The 22378-nt window shown below is 39.3% G+C and carries 17 protein-coding genes; 6 read left to right on the forward strand and 11 right to left on the reverse strand.

Going from position 1 to position 22378, the window contains the following annotated elements; genetic code table 11:
* Window positions 1-289 precede the first annotated feature (289 nt).
* The 4 genes from HC728_RS06645 (at window position 290) to HC728_RS06660 (ending at window position 5272) form a co-directional block, all read left to right on the forward strand.
* Window positions 290-1966, forward strand: a complete 1677-nt coding sequence (locus tag HC728_RS06645) for an AMP-binding protein (protein WP_065623107.1) — start codon at window positions 290-292, stop codon at window positions 1964-1966.
* Between the two features lie 440 nt (window positions 1967-2406).
* Entirely contained in the window at window positions 2407-3648 is a 1242-nt protein-coding gene (gene codB / locus HC728_RS06650; RefSeq protein ID WP_065604960.1) for a cytosine permease, read from the forward strand.
* A gap of 11 nt (window positions 3649-3659) precedes the next feature.
* A complete protein-coding gene (locus tag HC728_RS06655; RefSeq protein ID WP_065623110.1) occupies window positions 3660-4937 on the forward strand; it encodes a cytosine deaminase in 1278 nt (425 codons plus the stop codon).
* Between the two features lie 104 nt (window positions 4938-5041).
* On the forward strand, window positions 5042-5272 hold the full coding sequence (locus HC728_RS06660; RefSeq protein ID WP_005417766.1) for a VF530 family DNA-binding protein: 231 nt from the start codon (window positions 5042-5044) through the stop codon (window positions 5270-5272).
* A gap of 65 nt (window positions 5273-5337) precedes the next feature.
* Here the strand turns inward: HC728_RS06660 and fusA are convergent, their stop codons facing one another.
* Window positions 5338-7425, reverse strand: a complete 2088-nt coding sequence (fusA, locus tag HC728_RS06665) for an elongation factor G (protein ID WP_005417763.1) — start codon at window positions 7423-7425, stop codon at window positions 5338-5340.
* Window positions 7426-7620: 195 nt separating this feature from the next.
* Window positions 7621-9003, reverse strand: coding sequence for a DNA repair protein RadA (radA, locus tag HC728_RS06670; protein WP_005417762.1), 1383 nt, complete (start codon window positions 9001-9003; stop codon window positions 7621-7623).
* A gap of 121 nt (window positions 9004-9124) precedes the next feature.
* On the opposite strand from radA, the gene HC728_RS06675 reads away from it, so the two are divergent.
* Window positions 9125-11470 carry a PilZ domain-containing protein gene (locus HC728_RS06675; protein WP_065597944.1) on the forward strand — a complete coding sequence of 782 codons (2346 nt, stop codon included), beginning with the start codon at window positions 9125-9127 and terminating at the stop codon, window positions 11468-11470.
* 73 nt (window positions 11471-11543) lie between these two features.
* Here the strand turns inward: HC728_RS06675 and serB are convergent, their stop codons facing one another.
* Window positions 11544-12512 (reverse strand): phosphoserine phosphatase, encoded by a 969-nt coding sequence (gene serB / locus HC728_RS06680; RefSeq protein ID WP_065597943.1) that lies wholly within the window; start codon window positions 12510-12512, stop codon window positions 11544-11546.
* Between the two features lie 134 nt (window positions 12513-12646).
* Here serB and HC728_RS06685 point away from each other — a divergent pair, with 134 nt between their 5' ends.
* A complete protein-coding gene (locus tag HC728_RS06685) occupies window positions 12647-13243 on the forward strand; it encodes a YtjB family periplasmic protein (RefSeq protein ID WP_005417713.1) in 597 nt (198 codons plus the stop codon).
* A gap of 63 nt (window positions 13244-13306) precedes the next feature.
* Here HC728_RS06685 and deoD read toward each other — a convergent pair whose 3' ends face one another.
* The 8 genes from deoD to prfC all read right to left on the reverse strand — a co-directional run bounded on the left by deoD (window position 13307) and on the right by prfC (window position 22367).
* Complete coding sequence (gene deoD / locus HC728_RS06690) at window positions 13307-14023, reverse strand: purine-nucleoside phosphorylase (RefSeq protein WP_005417712.1); 717 nt, start codon at window positions 14021-14023, stop codon at window positions 13307-13309.
* 70 nt (window positions 14024-14093) lie between these two features.
* Window positions 14094-15314, reverse strand: coding sequence for a phosphopentomutase (locus tag HC728_RS06695; protein WP_063656120.1), 1221 nt, complete (start codon window positions 15312-15314; stop codon window positions 14094-14096).
* A gap of 10 nt (window positions 15315-15324) precedes the next feature.
* Window positions 15325-16656, reverse strand: coding sequence for a thymidine phosphorylase (gene deoA / locus HC728_RS06700; RefSeq protein ID WP_005417710.1), 1332 nt, complete (start codon window positions 16654-16656; stop codon window positions 15325-15327).
* 115 nt (window positions 16657-16771) lie between these two features.
* Entirely contained in the window at window positions 16772-17548 is a 777-nt protein-coding gene (gene deoC, locus HC728_RS06705; protein WP_005417709.1) for a deoxyribose-phosphate aldolase, read from the reverse strand.
* A gap of 276 nt (window positions 17549-17824) precedes the next feature.
* Window positions 17825-17995, reverse strand: coding sequence for a XapX domain-containing protein (locus tag HC728_RS06710; RefSeq protein ID WP_005417708.1), 171 nt, complete (start codon window positions 17993-17995; stop codon window positions 17825-17827).
* A 285-nt stretch (window positions 17996-18280) separates the two neighbouring features.
* Complete coding sequence (locus HC728_RS06715) at window positions 18281-19537, reverse strand: NupC/NupG family nucleoside CNT transporter (RefSeq protein WP_005417707.1); 1257 nt, start codon at window positions 19535-19537, stop codon at window positions 18281-18283.
* Between the two features lie 198 nt (window positions 19538-19735).
* Window positions 19736-20512, reverse strand: a complete 777-nt coding sequence (locus tag HC728_RS06720; RefSeq protein WP_190395229.1) for a TatD family hydrolase — start codon at window positions 20510-20512, stop codon at window positions 19736-19738.
* A gap of 274 nt (window positions 20513-20786) precedes the next feature.
* Window positions 20787-22367: a peptide chain release factor 3 gene (gene prfC / locus HC728_RS06725; RefSeq protein ID WP_005417703.1), complete on the reverse strand. Its 1581-nt coding sequence runs from the start codon at window positions 22365-22367 to the stop codon at window positions 20787-20789.
* Window positions 22368-22378: the final 11 nt, after the last annotated feature.

Genomic DNA, 22378 nt, shown 5'->3' on the forward strand with positions numbered 1-22378 from the left:
AAGCGGAAAGCGTCTAATCCTGCCAAAGAAAAGAAAGCGAAAACCATTTCCGCGACAAGTGCTTTATAAAGCACCGCGCTACCCTTATAAAAAAAGAGCCACTAGCTGTTAAGCGAGCGGCATTAGCTTTTATGTGCAGGCTTTTTTATACCTATCAATCATCCGACTTTAGGGTAAATACTCACTTATAAAGTTCTCATTATTTTGATTAAAATTTGACTGATCTAATAAAACGATATTTACTTAACATTATATTAACAACAAATAATAATAATCGCAGGATGCAGCCATGAATCAGCCATTTTTTGACCACAAAACCAACCCTCAACTCCCTCATGAGGCGATGCTCGAATGGGCAGAGAAAAAGCCACATGACCTATTTCTTCGTCAAATAAAAAACAGAGAATTTACAGACTATTCTTTTGCTGATGTTGTTGATAAGGCATTGCGTCTTGTGAGCGCACTGCAAGAGATGGGCATTAAACCAAAAGACAGAGTAGCATTAATCTCTAAAAACTGTGCCGAATGGTTTATCACTGATCTGGCCTTAATGTTAGGGGATTTTGTGAGTGTTCCTATTTTTCCAACAGCAGGGCTCGACACCATAGAGCATTGTTTAACGCACAGTGAAAGCAAGGTACTTATTGTAGGTAAACTTGATAATAGTGAAGCAACACAACAGGCAATCACTAACTTACCCGATATATTAACCATCGCTTTTGACTATGACTCTGCAGCCAAGTGTCAATATCAATTTGAAGTTTTATTAGCCACTCATAGCCCTTCTAATTTTAAAGCTGAGCATAATGACAATACATTAATGTCTATTGTGTATACCTCTGGTACTTCTGGTTTACCAAAAGGAGCAATGCTGACCTTTGGCGGATTCAGTCACGCTTCAAAACATTTAATTAATCACATTGGCATGCAGCAAGATGACAGGCTCTTCTCTTATCTTCCTTTAGCTCACATCACTGAGCGAGTATATATTTTAGGTTCAGCTTTCTTTGGAGGGATCCAAACCGCCTTTCCTGAATCTTTAGATACTTTTATTGATGATGTAAAAATGCATCGCCCAACTTTATTTATTTCAGTCCCACGATTATGGACGGTTTTCCAACAACGCATTCAAGATAAGTTGCCACAAAAGAAATTAGCTATTTTATTAAAAATCCCATTCGTCAGTGGATTAATAAAACGTAAGTTAGCAGATGGCTTAGGGCTTGATAAAGCACGTGTACTGGGTTGTGGTTCAGCTCCTGTATCTGCAAGTTTATTAAAATGGTATGAGAGTATAGGCCTAAACATTACCGAAGCATGGGGAATGACAGAAACGTTTGCCTATAGCACACTGAATCATCCATACCGTTCAGATAAAGTCGGTAGTGTCGGTGCAGCAGGACCTGGTGTTGAATTAAAAATTGCAGACGATGAAGAAATTTTAGTTAGAGGTGACAGCCTGTTTGCTGGTTATTATAAAAATGATGAAGCAACCGCTGAAACCTTTAATAAAGATGGATGGCTCCATACAGGTGATATTGGATCTATTGATTCTGAGGGCTTTTTAACTATCCAAGGTAGGAAAAAAGACACATTCAAAACAGCCAAAGGAAAATTCGTTGCTCCTGTACCAATTGAAAAACGCATCTTTGATTTAAGTAATCTTGAAATGATGTGTTTAATAGGCTCAGGTCTACCTGGTCCTATTTTATTAGCAGTACCTCATGCTTATCCTAATTTTGATCAAGCTCGTTATGAAAGAACCGCTCTTAAAAACCTTGAGACAATTAATGATGGTTTAGAGTCACATGAAAAGCTAAAAGGCATCTTAATGATAAAAGAGCCTTGGAGCATTGAAAATGGCATTTTAACACCGACTTTAAAGATAAAACGCCACGTACTAGAGAAAAATTACCATGAATTTGCATCTAACTGGCCTCAAGATAAAAAAATAATCTGGGAATAACCGGATAAAACCTTACACTTAACAAGCAAAAAATAGACAATAACCAAGTAAAAACAACAAAAGCCTTAAAAGTAACACTTTAAGGCTTTTGTTTTATCTAAAAGATATAATTTTTATGATTACTATTGCTTTTTACACACTAAAAACTCAAATCCAACCAAGATAAAAAACATCACACCATCTTTTATTTATAAAAATCAAAAATTAGAACCAACAATCTATTTCCTACAAAATAAAAGATAAAGCAACCGTTTAACAAAAAACATAAGCAATAAATCAAAACTAATAAACACTTATAATACAAATAGATAAATAAAAAACACTCTAAAACAAAACAAAAACCAAGATTACATTATTGACAATAATATAATTTTCTTTAGACTCTCGTCCGTTTGTCAAAAACTTGACCAAAATACATTCAATACAGACGAGGATTGCATATGTCTCACGACAATGATTACAGCTTAGGGCCTGTACCTAAGACAGCCAGAAAAGGCGTCGTTTCCTTAACTTTAGTTATGTTAGGACTCACTTTTTTCTCGGCAAGTATGTGGACAGGCGGTTCACTTGGGACCGGACTTTCTTTTAATGATTTCTTCCTCGCTGTTCTTATTGGTAATTTAATCCTCGGCATTTACACTTCTTTTCTTGGTTACATCGGCGCTTCAACTGGTCTCTCTACTCATCTCCTCGCTCGTTTTTCTTTCGGCTCTAAAGGCTCTTGGCTTCCCTCTCTACTTCTCGGTGGTACTCAAGTTGGTTGGTTTGGTGTTGGTGTTGCAATGTTCGCTATCCCAGTACAAAAAGCCACAGGCATAGATACCAACGCTCTCATTGTTATCTCTGGTCTATTAATGACCGTCACTGTTTACTTCGGTATATCTGCTCTAATGATTTTATCTATGGTTGCAGTGCCTGCAATTGCCATTTTAGGTGGATACTCGGTATTTAGTGCTGTTGATAGTATTGGTGGCATTGCTGAGCTTCAAAAAATTCAACCAGCAGAACCTATGGACTTTTCGGTTGCTCTTGCCATGGTTGTTGGTTCTTTTGTAAGTGCCGGAACCTTAACGGCTGACTTCGTTCGTTTTGGTAAAAAACCAATGGGGGCCGTTGCTATCACAATGATAGCTTTCTTTATCGGTAATTCTTTAATGTTCATCTTTGGTGCTGCTGGCGCTTCTGTTACTGGTCAGTCTGATATTTCAGAAGTAATGATTGCACAAGGGTTATTAATCCCTGCAATTATCGTATTAGGCCTAAATATTTGGACGACAAATGACAATGCGCTATACGCTTCTGGACTTGGTTTTTCAAATATTACTGGTTTACCGAGTAAATATGTTTCTATGCTAAATGGTCTAATTGGTACTGTTTGCGCACTTTGGTTATACAATAACTTTGTAGGTTGGTTAACGTTCTTATCTTTAGCGATTCCACCTATTGGTGGTGTTATCATTGCGGACTTCTTTAGTAACCGTAAACGCTACCTAAATTTTAATAACGCAGCATTCCAAACCATTAACTGGGCAGGTATTATCGCAGTAGCCATTGGTGTTGCCGCTGGTAAATTCTTACCGGGCGTTGTTCCTGTAAACGCTGTATTAGGCGGAGCGATTAGCTACCTATTACTAAACCCAATGATTAACAAAAAATCGATTTCTGAAACAGAAACAGTATAGAAGATACAGCAATGACTAATTTATTAATAAAAAACGTAGCTCTACGAGATCAAGAAGGTTTATTTCAGATCTTGATTGAAGATGGTCAATTCAAAACCATTACTGACAATGAGCAAGCACTCTCCTATTCTGGTGACATTCTTGATGCTGAAGGTGGTTTAGCCAACGCCCCATTTTGCGAACCTCATATTCATTTAGATACAACTCAAACAGCTGGCGAACCAAGCTGGAATATTTCAGGTACCTTATTTGAGGGAATTGAACGTTGGGCTGAGCGTAAAGAACTATTATCTATTGAAGATGTAAAAACACGCGCTAAACAAACATTAAAATGGCAAATTGCTAATGGTATTCAACACGTTCGTACTCACGTCGATGTTTCAGATCCGACACTGATTGCATTAAAAGCAATGCTTGAAGTAAAAGAAGAAATGAAAGAATGGGTTGATATCCAAATCGTTGCTTTTCCTCAAGAAGGCATTCTTTCTTACCCTAATGGTAAAGAATTACTTGAAGAGGCAGTACAGCTAGGCGCAGATGTTATTGGCGCTATTCCTCATTTTGAGTTTACTCGTGAATACGGTGTCGAATCTCTTCACTATATTTTTGAATTAGCGAAAAAATATGACCGTCTAATTGATGTTCACTGTGATGAAATCGATGATGAACAATCACGCTTTGTTGAAACTGTTGCCGCTCTTGCTCATAAATTCAATATGGGTGAAAAAGTAACAGCAAGTCATACAACAGCAATGCATTCATATAATGGTGCTTATGCCTCTCGCTTGTTCCGCTTACTTCGTATGTCTGGTATCAACTTTGTTGCGAATCCACTAGTTAATATCCACCTACAAGGTCGTTTTGACGATTACCCTAAGCGCCGCGGTATTACACGTGTAAAAGAGATGCTAGCAAACAATATTAACGTTTGTTTTGGCCATGACGATGTATTTGACCCATGGTATCCGTTAGGCACAGCTAACATGCTACAAGTTCTTCATATGGGGCTACATGTATGTCAAATCATGGGATACGATCAAATTAACCAAGGTCTTGATCTAATCAGCTATAAATCGGCTCGAACCCTAAATATTCAAGATAACTACGGTATCGAAGAAGGCAAACCGGGTAATCTAATTATCTTGCCTGCTGAAAATGGATTTGATGCTCTACGTCGCCAAGTTCCGGTTCGTTTCTCTATTCGCCACGGTAAAGTAATATCAGAAACTCAACCAGCAACGACTACGATTACGTTAGATAAAGCAGAGACTGTTTCATTTAAACGCTAAGTCATTACCATCTTAAGTAATAAGGGAGCTATCGCTCCCTTTTTTATTGTTACTACCTTCATAGTGATATACTTACTTTATATTCTTATTCAATGGCATTAATTATGACTCAACAAAATAACCCGCTACACGGTATTACATTACAGAAGTTACTTACTGAATTAGTAGAACACTATGGCTGGGAAGAGCTAAGTTATATGGTAAACATTAACTGTTTTAAAAAAGACCCAAGCATTAAATCAAGTCTTAAATTTTTACGTAAAACTGATTGGGCTCGTGAACGTGTTGAAAATATTTATCTGAAACTACAGCGTCATAAAGAAAGAAACCAATAACAAAAAAAGCCCCGTAAGTTTGCACTTACGGGGCTTTTTAATAACTATAAAGATTTAAGTGCTAATTACTTAGCCGCTTTCTCTTCTTTAGCTTTAGCGATTACTTCTTCAGCAACGCTGTTTGGACATGGTGCGTAGTGAGAGAACTCCATAGAGAACTGACCACGACCAGAAGTCATTGTACGTAGAGTACCGATGTAACCGAACATTTCAGAAAGAGGTACATCACCCTTGATACGTACGCCAGTTAGACCAGCTTGTTGATCTTTGATCATACCACGACGACGGTTAAGGTCACCGATAACATCACCAACGTGATCTTCAGGAGTGAATACGTCAACTTTCATGATTGGTTCTAGAAGTTGAGCACCTGCTTTAGGCATAGATTGACGGAATGCGCCTTTAGCTGCGATTTCAAATGCGATTGCAGATGAATCCACTGCGTGGAAGCCACCGTCGAATAGTTCAACTTCAACGTCTAGTACTGGGAAGCCAGCTAGAGGACCAGTTTCCATCATAGATGCGAAACCTTTCTCAACTGCAGGCCAGAATTCTTTAGGTACGTTACCACCAACAACTGAAGATGAGAACGTAAAGCCTGTACCAGCTTCACCTGGTTTGATACGGTAATCGATCTTACCGAATTGACCAGAACCACCAGATTGTTTCTTATGCGTGTAGCTATCTTCAATTGCTTGAGTGATAGTTTCACGGTAAGCAACTTGTGGTTGACCAACAACTAGGTCTACACCGTAAGTACGCTTAAGGATATCAACCTTAATGTCTAGGTGAAGTTCACCCATACCTTTAAGGATTGTTTCACCTGTTTCTTCATCAGTCTCAACTTGGAAAGATGGATCTTCTGCAACCATTTTACCGATCGCGATACCCATTTTCTCAGAACCGCCTTTGTCTTTTGGAGCAACAGCGATAGAGATTACTGGAACAGGGAAGATCATTGGTTCAAGAGTACATTCGTGTTTAACATCACATAGAGTGTGACCAGTTTGTACGTTTTTCATACCAACGATAGCGATGATGTCACCAGCTTGAGCTGAAGTTAATTCGTTACGCTCATCAGCTTGCATCTCAACCATACGGCCGATACGCTCAGTTTTACCAGTTGCTGAGTTAAGAACTGTATCGCCCTTATTCAGTTTACCAGAGTAGATACGTACGAAAGTTAGAGCACCGAAACGGTCATCCATGATCTTAAATGCTAGAGCACGGAATGGTTCGTCTGCAGAAACGATAGCAACTTCGCCAGTCTCTTCACCAGTATCTTTATCAGTTAGAGGTTGAGGCTCAACTTCGTTTGGAGCTGGTAGGTAATCAACAACAGCATCTAGGATTAGTTGGATACCTTTGTTTTTGTACGCAGAACCACAGAAAGTTGGGAAGAACGCTAGGTCACGAGTACCTTTACGGATACAACGCTTAAGCTCTTCGATAGAAGGTTCTTGACCTTCCATGTACGCTTCCATTAGGTCGTCGTCTTGTTCTACAGCTGTTTCAACAAGCTCTTCACGGTAAGCTTCTACGTCATCAACCATATCAGCAGGGATATCTTGGATTTCGTAGTTTTCAGGAAGACCTGTGTCATCCCATACAAATGCTTGACGGTTTAAAACATCTACAACACCAACGAAGTCTTCTTCGCGGCCGATTGGTAGAGTCATAACTAGAGGAGTTGCGCCTAGTACTTTCTTAACTTGGTCAACAACGCTGAAGAAATCAGCACCCATACGGTCTAGTTTGTTAACGAAGATTAGACGAGATACTTCTGATTCGTTCGCGTAACGCCAGTTAGTTTCTGATTGAGGTTCAACACCACCAGAACCACAGAATACACCGATACCACCATCAAGTACTTTTAGAGAACGGTACACTTCAACTGTGAAGTCAACGTGTCCAGGAGTATCGATAACGTTTAGACGGTGATCATTCCAGAAACAGCTTACTGCTGCTGACTGGATTGTGATACCACGTTCAGCTTCTTGCTCCATGAAGTCAGTAGTAGTTGAACCATCGTGAGTGTCACCAATCTTATGGATTTTACCAGTAAGCTTAAGGATACGTTCAGTAGTTGTGGTTTTACCCGCATCAACGTGCGCGAAAATACCAATGTTTCTGTATTTAGATAAATCAGTCATCGTTTTACTCTATTAATAGGATATAAAATGCGCGCAGAGTATAACACAAACTGTCAATTGGTATATGCTTTGTTCTATTTTTGCATAGAATTTTCTACCAAAATGGTTCTAATGTGGCCTCTGCCCCTGAAAATTATAGATGAATTTCTGCATTTTCAAATAAAATAATGCAGAAATCCGAATTCAAAGCCTCAGTTAAAGTTCATCAAAAGCATCAATTGCTTCAGATAGCTTCTTAACGCCATGAATTTGCATTCCTTCTATGCCACCTTTTGGCATGTTTGCAGCAGGTACAATCGCTTTTTTGAAGCCATGCTTATATGCTTCCATTAAACGCTCTTGCCCACTTGGAACTGGACGAATCTCACCTGCAAGACCAACTTCACCAAAGACCACTACATCCTTGGCTAATGGGCGGTCTTTAAAACTAGATAGTAGCGCCATAATAAGAGCCAAATCCGCACTGGTTTCGGCAACCTTAACGCCACCAACCACGTTAACAAACACATCTTGGTCAGCCATTTGCAAACCACCATGTTTATGTAAAACCGCTAATAGCATAGATAAACGGTTTTGATCTAAGCCAACAGAAACTCGGCGAGGATTGGAAAGCTGAGAGTAATCGACTAAAGCTTGTATCTCTACAAGTAACGGTCGTGTTCCTTCCCACACAACCATCACTGAGCTACCAGAGGTTTCCTCTTCTCCACGAGATAAGAAAATGGCTGATGGGTTATTAACTTCTTTTAAGCCTTGGCCTGTCATAGCAAAAACCCCAAGCTCATTAACAGCTCCAAAACGGTTTTTATGACTACGAAGCGTTCTAAAGCGGCTATCTGCACTACCGTCAAGTAACACAGAACAGTCAATAATATGTTCCAATACTTTAGGACCAGCTAAAGTACCATCTTTGGTTACGTGACCCACTAAGAAAATAGCTACATTGTTTTGCTTAGCATATCGAGTTAAAGCGGTTGCTGACTCACGAACCTGCGCGACGCTGCCCGGTGATGATTGCACGTCTGCAACATGCATTACTTGAATAGAATCAATAACCATTATTTTTGGCTGTTCTTTCTCTGCAACCTGACAAATCTTGTCTATATTGGTTTCAGATAACATTTTCAAATTATCTTTTGGCAAACCAAGACGAGAAGCTCGCATTGCTACCTGCTGTAACGATTCTTCACCAGTAACATATAATGTTGGCATTTCAGCAGCCAAACGACACATGGTTTGCAAAAGTAAAGTAGATTTACCTGCACCTGGATTACCACCAATCAAAATTGCAGCACCAGGAACAATGCCACCACCGAGAACGCGGTCAAACTCTTTAAACGAACTACTGAACCGAGGAACTTCTTGTAAATCAATACTAGATAAGGTTTGAACTTCTGAGTCTGTAGTGGAGCCCGCATAACCACCAGATAAACGTTCATTACGAGCAACTTGTGGAGAAGCAGCCAAACGAACCTCTGTAATCGTGTTCCATGCCCCACAAGCATTACACTGTCCTTGCCAACGAGGGAAGTCTGCCCCACAATCATTACAAACGTAGGCGCGTTTTGCTTTTGCCATATATCACCGACATATAAATCAAATAAAAGTGATGGGTTATAACTATTTAACGTATCATTGTTAAATAAACGAGCAATTCTGCCGATAAACCCACTAGATTGTTATTACTGTACCAGAAATCATGCAGCAAGAAGAATATCAAAGCTACGTAGAACAACTTATTCCCGTATTTGGTGAACCTGATTTTAATCTGGTTTGCGAACAAGTTATGTCTCATGAACATCCATCTGTGCATTTAATTGTAAAAATTGAATTAAAACGCATTATGGCACCTTGCACCAAACATATTGATTTACGAGGTCGAGTAAAAGGCCAGTGTCACCAATATGAGCTGGATGGATACACTCACTGGCTTGATGATGTTGCAATTAATACCTATCACAAAAGTATTGAGCGCTTCGGTAGCTATACTGTTGGTGTATGGGAAGCCTTAACCAATACACGTAATAACTTCCGTGTTCTTCATAAAAATAAAGAACAATTAGCAGCGACTGATGATAAAGACGAAAACAATCTATTCAAAGCCAAATTAATTCGATTTGGACACTACCTAACCCGTAGTGAAAACCGTCTGCGCATGTCTACACAAGTTACAGTACTGCTACCAAATGGAAATTTAATCCATGGTACAAGTAGCGATCTTTCTTCTTCTGGTGCTCGTATCAAAGTGCCTACTGCTTTTGAATATGGTTTGGGACAAATCATACAAGTTAGCTTCCCTAACCTTGCAAAAGACACAGGCATAAAAGAACTCAATGGCGACTTCCCTTACCGTATTCTTGGCATTCACGATAGCGAAGAAAGTGATAGTTATCGATGGTTACGATTAAAAATGGAATCAAACCACGATGTTATTGCTCAAGCCATTGAAGAGAAACTAAATAAAAATAAACGACGAACTGTACATGATCAAAAAGATCAAATAGTTCGAGCTCGTACACAAGGCTATGAGCACTGTTTTTTAAAACATACCACTAATATCCCTCTTTTCTTTTCTGGGGATACCTTGAAGTATGCTGTTATTACTGATCACAATGAATCACTTTGGAAGCACTGGCACGATGAAAAAAATCAGCCAGTAATCCATCATTTATTTAAATCAGAGCGTATGCAGTTTTTAACCAAACCAGGGTTAAGAGCCAGTCGTACTCATTTTTATAGCTTTAAACACGATCATGAAGATAAAGAACTCTTCTATTCCATGATGTCATCAGAAGCCACGCAACAAGAGCGCCAACTCTTTTGGCATGTGGGAGCAAAAAGAAAAAGCTGGAAAGTCATTCGTCTTTCTCTTTTCGAATTAGAAAAAGGTGACAAAGAACGCTTATTAACCGTCGCTCCTGAAATGGAAAAAGTGCTGGCTACTTTAACGCATATGGGGATTTTAACTGAACTCAGTTTACCTGATACTCAGAAAGATTACTTGTTAACAGAAAAACCAAACCTTGAAGCTAAGGTATTAAATCCATACCGCCATTCTTTGACGCCAATGGCTCAAGATCCTGCGTTATATTACGATTCAACGCCTCGTAGAACTGAACCGAGATTTAATTACGAAACCTTAATTACTCTTACTCATCCTACAATTGGTGAAATCAAAGGAAGAACTCAAGATATTTCAACCAATGGCTTATCGATATTACTCGATAAACCCGCTTTGCTAACCAAAAAATCTGACGTAAAAATAACGTTTAATGAACTGCAAAGTCTTGATAAAAATACACCATTAAGCCGTATTACTTATCGAGTATTAAAAGTAAATTCAAATGGATTGAATCTTCAACTACAAATTGAAGACAGTTTACAAACTCAAAAAAGCAAGGCTTTCTTGAGTCGATTAATACAGCACAACATAGAAAGACTTCCTGTTGATTATGAACAACTTCCATCGATTGATATGCTGAAAATAATGCATCAATTATTACTAAATAAACTAACAACAACGCCTTTCTTTATTGAAAAGGATAACCATAAAATTAAAACGCGTTGTATTGGGGTTAACTTCCCTTTAAATCGATTAAATAAAATCTGGCTACAATTAGGTAATGAGCAACATTTAAATTTAGAGCCTATTTTTAAATCGAGAGTACAACAATTGTTAGTTAATCCATTGAAAACACCAGCCAATCAACGATCTCACCATCATGAAATCTACATTGCTGTTGTTGTCAAAGATGGAAAAATAAAATCAGTATTCACGCGTATGCTACAAGAGTTTTCATCATACAATGATCGTTTAACCTTCATTAAAAAAGCAAAAGAACACGGTGAGTTTTTAGCAATACGCGTAACCACGACAGCAGTAAAAAATGCACTTTCCACCACCTCTGAAGTGGAATTAAGCCAATTAGCTCAATACGCTATCCATTACGCGAGAGCATTAGAAGATGAATTATCAAGCATTGTGGGTTGTGGTGAAATCGCTGACATAACGGATGAAGTCTTAATTCGACTTGAGTTAGGGTAGTTCTTTCAGTCTATTCTAACGAAAAAATGGACTTCATATAAGAAGTCCATTTTGGTAAAAACAATATAAGTCGCTACCAACTCAGTTTATTACTGAACAATAACGAAGCTGATAAAATACAAACAACACCACCTAAATCAGCATATCTGATTGCGGTTTGTGCTTGCTCTTGCACTTTAGGTTTTGCGTGATAGGCAATACCAAGACCAGCAGCTTCCATCATCACCAGATCATTAGCACCATCACCAACAGCAACCGTATTACTGATCTCTATGTCATATTTATCAGCAAGCTCAACTAAAATATGTGCCTTAGTCTCTGCACTGACAATCTCACCAAGAACCTTACCGGTAAGTTTGCCATCAACAATCTCCAGCTGATTCGATTGTGCATGCACAAGATTGAGTTCTTGTTTTAAATAATCAGAAAAATAAGTGAAGCCACCAGAGGCAATAGCCGGTTTCCAACCGTATTTATGCATGGTAGCAACCAGCTCTCTGATTTCAGACATAAAAGGTAACTCTGATTTTACTTTAGCTAAAATAGCTTCATCAGCTCCGGCTAGAGTACCTACACGTTGAATCAGACTCTCTTTAAAATCTAATTCCCCTTGCATTGCTCTTTCTGTTACTTCTGCAACTTGCTCACCAACACCCGCTAATTTCGCTATTTCATCAATACATTCGATTTCAATCGCCGTTGAATCCATGTCAAATAAAATGATCCCTGGTTTTGATAGATCAGGAATATCTTTCATCTCTGCGTAATCTAAACCGAGCGCATCAACGATAATTTTATGCTCTTCTGTAAGCGCACCAGCTATAGCTGCAACTTCGTAATAACCAACTTTCCAAGTTTTAATTAGTTGCGTTTTATAACCGACAAAAAAATCGATATCATCAAAATGACGAGGTGATAATTGAGGACCGTAAATAATCCAACCTGTTTTTTTAACGTCGAATTGCGTCGTTGTTAAGGTTGAACTAAAACGATTTAATAATGGTATGTGTTTCTTTATTGAAAATGGGATTATCCTATCCATGATTTGCATCCTTTCTTGTCCTGTCTAAAAAATACCGATTGAAGAGGAGTAGAGCAAGAGGCAAATGACATAAACTGCTTTTTTTCGATAAATTCAGTATAATTACTGCATTCATATCTTATTAGGTGGTTGTAATGCTTTCTCAAAACTTTGTCATTAAAGGATTGATGCTGCTTTCTCTAATGGCATTCAGTTACTTTATTTTGATCAACAGTACGATCATCAGTGACAGTAACCAAGTTATTCAAAACAAACAATTACAAGATCTTAGCCGAACAATGACTCGACAAGCGGCCTTATTTGCCGTTGATAGCATTAAAGAAGATAACCATGAAGCATTATTCCAGTTAACGAATAACCTTGCTAAAGAGCGTTTAGTTTTTGATGCCACAATATATGACGCTGAAGGTAGAATCTTAGGAAAAAGTGATAATGCACTAACGGCTTCTCAAATTACTGGATTAAATACGCCATTGTCTATTGATGGTATTGGTCGTCAGCAGTTGATTGAACCTATCATTAAAGATGACCATCTACTTGGCTTTTTACGTGTGACATTTGAAAAATCAACGTTGACCGGCTTTGCAAATCACCACTATCGCAAAAGTGACCGTTTAATGTTTGGTATGCTCGCAATCAGTTTGGTTTCAGGGATGCTGATTATGGGGTTACTAAGAAAAAGAAAAGACGCTTCCAAACCAATCACCACATTGTTTGGTGGTAAAGCATAAAAAGAAAGGCGATGAAATTAACCTCATCGCCTTTTTTATTTCTAACGGTTTTCGTTATGCGTGTTATTTATCGCCAAGTAATACTGAATCTAATGCAATCAGCATCATTTCATCAAATGTCGTTGCGCGCTCATCAGATGTCGTTTGCTCACCAGTCTTAATGTGATCAGATACAGTACAGATTGCTAATGCTTTTGCACCGTATTCAGCGGCAACACCGTACATGCCCGCAGCTTCCATTTCAACGCCAACGATGCCATATTTGTCCATTAGGTCAAACATGCTTGGATCTGGTGTGTAGAACAACTCAGCAGAGAAAAGATTACCCACTTTTACATCGATACCACGAGCTTGCGCTGCTAGCTCTGCATTACGAACCATTTCATAATCAGCAATAGCCGCAAAGTCATGGTCTTTAAAGCGAATACGGTTCACTTTTGAATCTGTACATGCGCCCATACCAATAACTACGTCACGAACTTTAATGCCTTCGTTTACCGCACCACAACTGCCTACACGGATAACTTTTTTAACGCCAAAGTCTTTAATCAGTTCTGTCATGTAAATTGAGCAAGATGGAATACCCATACCATGGCCCATAACAGAAATCTTACGACCTTTATACGTACCTGTGAAACCGTACATATTACGAACATCACATACTTGAACTACATCATCAAGAAATGTCTCAGCGATGTATTTAGCTCGGATCGGGTCACCCGGCATAAGTACTACGTCTGCAAAATCACCCATTTCAGCATTAATATGTGGAGTTGCCATAATTTATATCCTTTGTGTTTACTTAAAATAGAAAAAAAGCAGTAGAGAAGACTCTACTGCTTATTTATTTTTATAGGAAAGATTTTCCATATTCCATATCAGAGGTTTCAAAATACTCTGCTAGAGTTTGACCGATATCGGCAAAGGTATCACGACGACCTAATGAGCCTGCTGGTACCTTATGACCGTAAACAAGAACAGGAATATGCTCACGTGTATGATCTGTACCTGGCCATGTAGGATCACAACCGTGATCGGCAGTCAGGATCAAAATATCATCTTCTTGTAGCATATCCATGATTTCAGGAAGACGCCCATCAAAGTATTCTAATGCTGCAGCATAACCTGCTACATCACGACGGTGTCCGTATGCTGAATCAAAATCTACAAAGTTAGTGAATACGATAGTATTGTCACCCGCTTGCTCAATTGCTTCTTTAGTTGCATCAAATAACGCAGGGATACCCGTAGCTTTGGTTTTCTTCGTAATACCACAACCCGCATAGATATCAGAGATCTTACCAATTGAATGAACTTGACCACCCTTTTCATCGACTAATTTTTGTAAAATCGTTGCCGCTGGTGGCTCAACAGAAAGATCGCGACGGTTACCTGTACGTTCAAACTGACCTTTACCCGGACCAATAAATGGACGAGCGATCACTCGACCAATATTGTAATCTTCAAGCTCTTCACGTGCGATTTGGCAAAGCGTTAATAGGTTATCTAAACCAAACGTTTCTTCGTGACATGCAATTTGGAATACAGAGTCAGCAGAAGTATAGAAAATAGGCATGCCTGTTTTCATGTGCTCTTCACCTAAATCATCTAACACTTGTGTGCCCGATGCATGGCAATTTCCTAAATAACCCGGAAGGTTAGCACGCTCTAAAATGCGATCTGTTAGCTCTTTAGGAAAGCTGTTTTCTTTATCAGTGAAATAACCCCAGTCAAATAAAACAGGTACACCTGCAATTTCCCAGTGGCCAGATGGTGTATCTTTACCTGAAGACAACTCAGCAGCATGACCATAAGCACCGATAATTTCAGCGTTTGCATCTAAACCAGCAGAAAATTTGCCAGTCGATTCTTTACCTGCCATCACTAAACCAAGTTTAGATAAATTAGGCAGCGTTAGTGGCCCTTTACGGTTTCCATTATCAGCTAATCCTTTATCACACTGCTCAGCAATGTGGCCCATCGTATCTGAACCTACATCACCAAATTTATCAGCATCGCCTGCTGCACCAATTCCAAATGAATCGAGAACTAAAATTATTGCACGTTTCATGTTTTATTCCTTACACATCTTCAGGGCGAATTTTACGGTAAACTTCAGGAGTCGCTTCTGGTTGTTTCTCACTAATCACAATCGCTGCTTTTACTGCATTGGCAGCTTGTTGCCATTGCTCTTCATTACGAGCATGAATCATTGCAAGTGGTTGTTGATTATCCGCAGTTTGACCTAAACGAATCATATCGCTTAACCCTACAGCATAATCAATCGTATCGCTAGCAACACGGCGACCACCACCCATTCCGACAACAGCCATGCCTAAATCACGTGTATCCATTGCATGAACAAAACCCGTTGTATCAGCAAAAACAGGTTTAATGATTTGCGCGCTTTCTAAATGATTATCGTAGTTTTCGATAATATCGCTAGGGCCACCAAGACCAAAGACCATTTTACCAAAACACTCTGCAGCTTTACCGTTATCTAATACTGTTTGTAATTTAGCACGAGCATCTTGCTCATCTTTTGCTAAGTTAGCAATCACTAGCATTTCGGCACAAAGTGCCATTGTTACTTCATATAAACGAGGGTTACGGTATTCACCAGTTAAGAAACGAATTGCTTCACGAACTTCTAATGCGTTACCTGCAGTTGAAGCTAGTACTTGGTTCATATCAGTAAGCAATGCTGTCGTCTTAGTACCAGCACCATTTGCTACCGCTACGATTGATTTAGCTAACTCTTCTGATGCTTCGTAAGTTGGCATAAATGCGCCAGAACCTACTTTTACGTCCATAACAAGAGAATCTAAACCAGCCGCTAATTTCTTAGATAAAATAGACGCCGTGATTAATGAAATATTATCCACTGTAGCCGTCACATCACGAGTAGCATAAACACGCTTATCCGCCGGTGCTAGGTCTCCAGTCTGACCAATAATAGCAACACCCGCTTCTTTGGTTACTTTTCCAAATACATCGTTACTCGGAGTAATGTTGTAACCCGCAATAGATTCTAGTTTATCTAACGTGCCACCTGTATGACCTAGACCACGACCAGAAATCATTGGTACATAACCACCACATGCGGCAACCATAGGGCCAAGCATTAATGAAGTTACATCACCAACACCACCTGTTGAATGTTTATCAACAATTGGGCCATCAAAGTTCATGTGACTCCAATCGATAACCATGCCAGAATCACGCATAGCACATGTTAATGCGATACGTTCAGGCATCGTCATTTCATTAAAATATACCGCCATTGCAAACGCTGCAATTTGACCTTCTGAAACGGTTTCTTTTGCTACGCCTTGAATAAAGAAGTTAATTTCTTCTGCTGTTAGCTCTTTATTGTCACGTTTTTTACGAATAATCTCTTGTGGTAGATACATTAGTGCCTCCCCAATCTTGGTTGGGTAATTAAAATAGGTAGGGTTGAGGTAGGCGAGACGAGTATGTCTCACCTAAGTCGATTTATTTCTTAGCTATAAATCAAGTAACGAGAAACTAGTAAGCTGATGGATCAGCTGTTTCTTCTGTTACTTCTAATGTATTTAATAGGTTAGTCAGTAGGCTTGATGCACCAAAACGGTAGTGCATATTATCAGCCCAATCGCCACCAAGAATATCATCAGCCATTGCTAGGTATGCTTGTGCATCTTCAGCAGTGCGAACGCCACCAGCAGGTTTAAAACCAACTGTTTTAGCTACATCCATATCACGGATAACTTCAAGCATCATACGTGCGTATTCAGGCGTTGCGTTTACTGGCACTTTACCTGTTGAGGTTTTGATAAAGTTAGCGCCCGCTTCAATACAGATTTGAGATGCTTTTTTGATTAATGCTTCTTCTTTTAATTCACCAGTTTCGATGATTACTTTAAGAAGAACATCACCACATGCTTCTTTACATTGCTTAACCAGTTCAAAACCTGTTGTTTCATCACCAGCAATAAGAGCACGATATGGGAAAACCACATCAACTTCATCTGCACCATAAGCAACCGCTGCTTTTGTTTCAGCAACAGCAATCTCAATATCATCATTACCGTGAGGGAAGTTAGTTACTGTTGCAATGCGTACTTCTGGTGTGCCTTGTTCGCGCAGCGTTTTCTTAGCGATAGGAATAAAACGAGGGTAGATACATACAGCCGCTGTATTACCTACTGCTGTTTTTGCATTTTTACAAAGTGCAATTACCGCTTCGTCTGTATCGTTATCGTTTAGTGTTGTTAAATCCATCAACTTTAATGCACGTAGTGCAGCTGCTTTTAAATCGCTCATTGTTATCTCCGATAGATAGAATTCTTTGATAGTTTTGCTGTTCAGGTTAAGTACGTTCAACAGCAAATGAGCGGACTTGATTCCTTGAAGAATTGGACAATATATTAAGCCCAATCAATATCCATTTTGCCGCCAGTATTTATTCCATTTTCTAATAAATAAAATACTGATTTTGTTAACGTCTCATCATGAGACACCGTTGAAACATTGCTTCATCTTATCAATACTTCTTTTGAGGCACTAGAGAAACAATGTTTCCAGAGAAAGACACTGAGATTATGAAAAGAAACGTTCAACAATCCATTGATAACCGACTGCACCAGCGTAAACGCCGACAATTCCCATCACACCAGAAAGAACTGGAGGCGCAGGAATAGGCAGCTTAATTGCAGAGAAAACAACTCCAACAATCAAACCTGCGAACATAGATAGTAAAACTTCATTCATAATTGACTCTCATTTTAGGTTATGTGTGCTTTAACTACAGTGTAGACCATAGCTCATTTTTTTAACCTAGCAATTCTTCTCTCTTTTATTATGGATTCATTATATCAATATAATTTTGCTTGATTGTTTTTGTGTGGTAACGCAATCGGTTTGCATCTCAAACTTTTTGCATAAAAAATGTGATTTTAGCGCATTTATTCATCACACTTTTTCATGAGCAACAGACATAAAAAAACCCGCACATAATGCGGGTTTTATAATGATTATCTGTTCCGCTCTATACGATTATAGAGATAGGAATAGACCTGCAATTGTTGCAGACATTAGGTTTGATAATGTACCAGCAGCAACCGCTTTCATACCCATGCGAGCGATGTCATGACGACGTGCTGGTGCAAGGCTACCTAGACCACCAAGAAGAATCGCTACAGAAGAAAGGTTAGCGAAACCACATAGTGCGAATGAGATGATTGCTTCTGTTTTCTCAGAAAGAACCACTTCTGCGCCATCAGCTAGGTAAGGTGCAAAGTTTAGGTATGCAACGAATTCGTTAACTACCAGTTTTTGACCAAGGAATGAACCAGCAATTGTTGCTTCTTCCCATGGAACACCGATTAAAAATGCTAAAGGAGCAAAGATGTAACCAAGAATCAGTTCTAGAGTGATATGAGGCATATCGAACCAACCACCGATACCACCTAAGATACCATTGATTAGAGCGATTAAACCGATAAACGCAAGAAGCATTGCACCTACGTTTAACGCAAGTTGCATACCCGTTGCAGCACCTGCAGCAGCGGCATCGATTACGTTAGCTGGTTTGTCATCGCCTTCGTTATCTAGAGCATCTAGTTGCTCAATTGGTTGTTCTGTTTCTGGCTTGATGATTTTAGCAAATAGAAGACCACCAGGTGCAGCCATGAATGATGCTGCGATTAGGTACTCTAGAGGCACGCCCATAGAAGCATAACCAGCTAGTACACCACCAGCAACAGATGCTAGACCACCACACATTACTGCAAATAGCTCAGATTGAGTCATTTTAGGAACAAACGGACGCACAACTAGAGGCGCTTCTGTTTGACCAACAAAGATGTTAGCTGTAGCAGACAGTGATTCTGCACGAGATGTGCCAAGTGCTTTCTGCAATGCACCACCTAGGAAGTTAATCACGATTTGCATGATGCCTAGGTAGTAAAGAACAGCAGTTAAAGAAGCAAAGAATACTATTACAGGAAGTACACGCAGTGCGAATACGAAACCGCCGCCACCAAATACTTCGAACATTTTACCAGAAACTAAACCACCGAATAAGAATTCGATACCTTGGTTACCGTAGTTAATTACGTTAGCAACAGCTTCCGATGCACCATAAAGTACATCACGACCCACAGGTACATAAAGTACAAATGCGCCTAAGAAGAATTGGATAGCAAAAGCGCCACCGACAGTGCGTAGATTGATTGCTTTACGGTTATCAGAAAGAAGTACAGCTATACCTAGCAGTACCACGATCCCAACCAAACTCATTAGCAGGCTCATAGTTAAAGTTTTCCCTAAATTTATTGTTGGCGTGTTTCAAATTAGCGGGGGCGATTATACTCATTGAACCACAAAGAAAGTAATGCTGTTGTCACATAATCGTGGCTGATACATGCTTTATTCATTCATAATTGTGATCATTATCACTAAGGCGTTTCTAAATAATCATCAATTACAACTAAAGAAATGACTGGTAACTCAAATCCCAAACAAAGAGGTGGTATTTTTATAAACAGTTTCCGAAATCGTTTGCATTGACTCTTTTCTAATCAAAGACAGATATTCGAATATTTTTTGTACTTTATCTGGGGTGTTTTTTTCACCTTGAAAGCCAAATACTGGCATGTCTGGTGCGTCAGTTTCTAATAAAATTTTATCTAAAGGCAGCTGTGAAATGACCATTTTAGTCTTCTTTGCTCTTTCGTAACTGATCACGCCACCGACACCAATATAAAACCCTAATTCAATGAACTGATTGGCCTGCTGCAAGCTACCACTAAACCCGTGAATTACTCCACCTCTCTCTGGCTGAATTTCTCTCAACAGCTTTAATACCATATCGTGGCTTTTACGACTGTGAATGATCAAAGGAAGTTGATGCTTTTTTGCCAATAAACACTGTTGACGAAAAACAGAAAACTGAATTTCCTTATCACTTTCTGGATGCCAAAAATCCAGCCCACATTCACCAATCGCTACGCATTTATTATTTTCTCCATCAAGCAACTCAACTAAGTTCTCTAATTCCTTTTCATAAGTTGATGTAATAAATAATGGGTGAATGCCTAATGCGTAATAAATCTCATCAAATTGATGTGCCAATCTACTCACTTGATTCCAGTTTGATTGATTCACACTGGGTACAACGAGCGTTGTTACACCTTTATCCTTTGCCATTTGTAAGTAGGACACTTCATTATCTTTAAAAGGGTCAAAATCAAAATGACAATGTGAATCAATGAACGTAAAAGCCATTACTCTTCTTCTTTTCTATAAGGAACACAACTGCGCTTGTTTTCTGGTGTTAAGCCTAATGACTCACACCATACATCATACTTTCGTATCCATAATTTAATTAACTTTAACATTCATGCTTCCTTTCTTACTTAACGTACCAATGAATAATACGAACCTGAATGAGTTGATGAGTTGATGAGTTGATGAGTATAAGTACACTAGTATTACTATAGATACAAAAACGGAGTCCGTTAAGACTCCGTTTTTATTTATTTGATAAGCAACTGATTAATTAGTGCTCACGCGTCGCTCTAAATTGAACATCTGGGAAACGCTCAGAAGCAAGATTTAGATTCACCATTGTCGGTGCGATGTAAGTTAGGTTGTCACCACCATCAAGCGCCAAGTTAGCTTGGTTCTTACGTTGGAACTCATCCATTTTCTTACCATCAGTACAATCAACCCAACGAGCTGTTGCAACGCTCACGCCTTCATAAATCGCTTCAACGTTATATTCTGCTTTAAGACGAGCCACAACCACGTCAAACTGAAGCACACCAACGGCACCAACAATAAGGTCATTGTTTTGAAGTGGACGGAATACTTGTACCGCACCTTCTTCAGATAATTGAACTAGACCTTTAAGTAGTTGTTTTTGCTTCAGAGGATCTTTCAGACGAATACGACGGAACAATTCTGGTGCAAAGTTAGGAATACCTGAGAACTTCAAGCTTTCACCTTGAGTAAAGGTATCACCAATTTGAATAGTACCATGGTTATGTAAACCGATAATATCACCAGCATAAGCCGTTTCAGCACGTGAACGGTCACCCGCCATAAAGGTTACCGCATCAGAAATACTGACGTTTTTACCTGTACGAACGTGGTTCATCTTCATGCCCTGAGTATATGTACCAGATACAATACGCATAAAGGCAATACGGTCACGGTGTTTAGGATCCATATTTGCTTGAATCTTAAAGACAAAGCCTGAGAACTTATCTTCTGTAGCTACAACATCACGCTCATTTGCTTGACGTGTTTGTGGCGCAGGAGCCCAGTCAGTAAGACCTTCTAGCATATGGTCAACACCGAAGTTACCAAGAGCAGTACCGAAGTACACAGGTGTCAATTCACCAGCTAGGAAAAGCTCATGATCAAACTCAGGACATGCGCCCATAACAAGTTCTAGTTCTTCACGAACACTTTCAGCCAAATCAGAACCAACAGCAGCATCCAGTTCAGGGTTATCAAGACCTTTGATCGTACGTACTTCTTGGATCTCATGACCATGACCTGATTCATATAAAATCGTTTCGTCACGGTGAATATGGTAAACACCTTTAAATTCTTTACCACAACCAATAGGCCATGAAATAGGAGCACAAGCCATACCTAGCTCGCTTTCTACTTCATCAAGCACTTCCATTGGGTCACGTACTTCACGGTCTAATTTGTTCATGAAGGTTACGATTGGCGTATCACGTAAACGCGTAACTTCCATTAATTTACGAGTACGATCTTCGACACCTTTTGCTGCATCAATAACCATTAAGCATGAGTCAACAGCAGTTAGTGTACGATAAGTATCTTCCGAGAAATCTTCGTGTCCAGGAGTATCAAGTAAGTTAACCAAACAATCGTTGAATGGAAATTGCATTACTGACGTAGTAACAGAGATACCACGTTCTTTTTCCATTTCCATCCAGTCTGATTTTGCGTGCTGGTTTGAACCACGACCTTTTACGGTACCCGCTTTTTGAATCGCGTTTCCGAATAATAATACTTTTTCAGTAATGGTTGTTTTACCCGCATCCGGGTGAGAAATGATGGCAAACGTTCTGCGTTTACCCACTTCTTGTAAAAAAGACATAAGCGTTGATA

This window comes from Aliivibrio sp. S10_S31, assembly GCF_014694495.1.
Taxonomy (GTDB): domain Bacteria; phylum Pseudomonadota; class Gammaproteobacteria; order Enterobacterales; family Vibrionaceae; genus Aliivibrio; species Aliivibrio fischeri.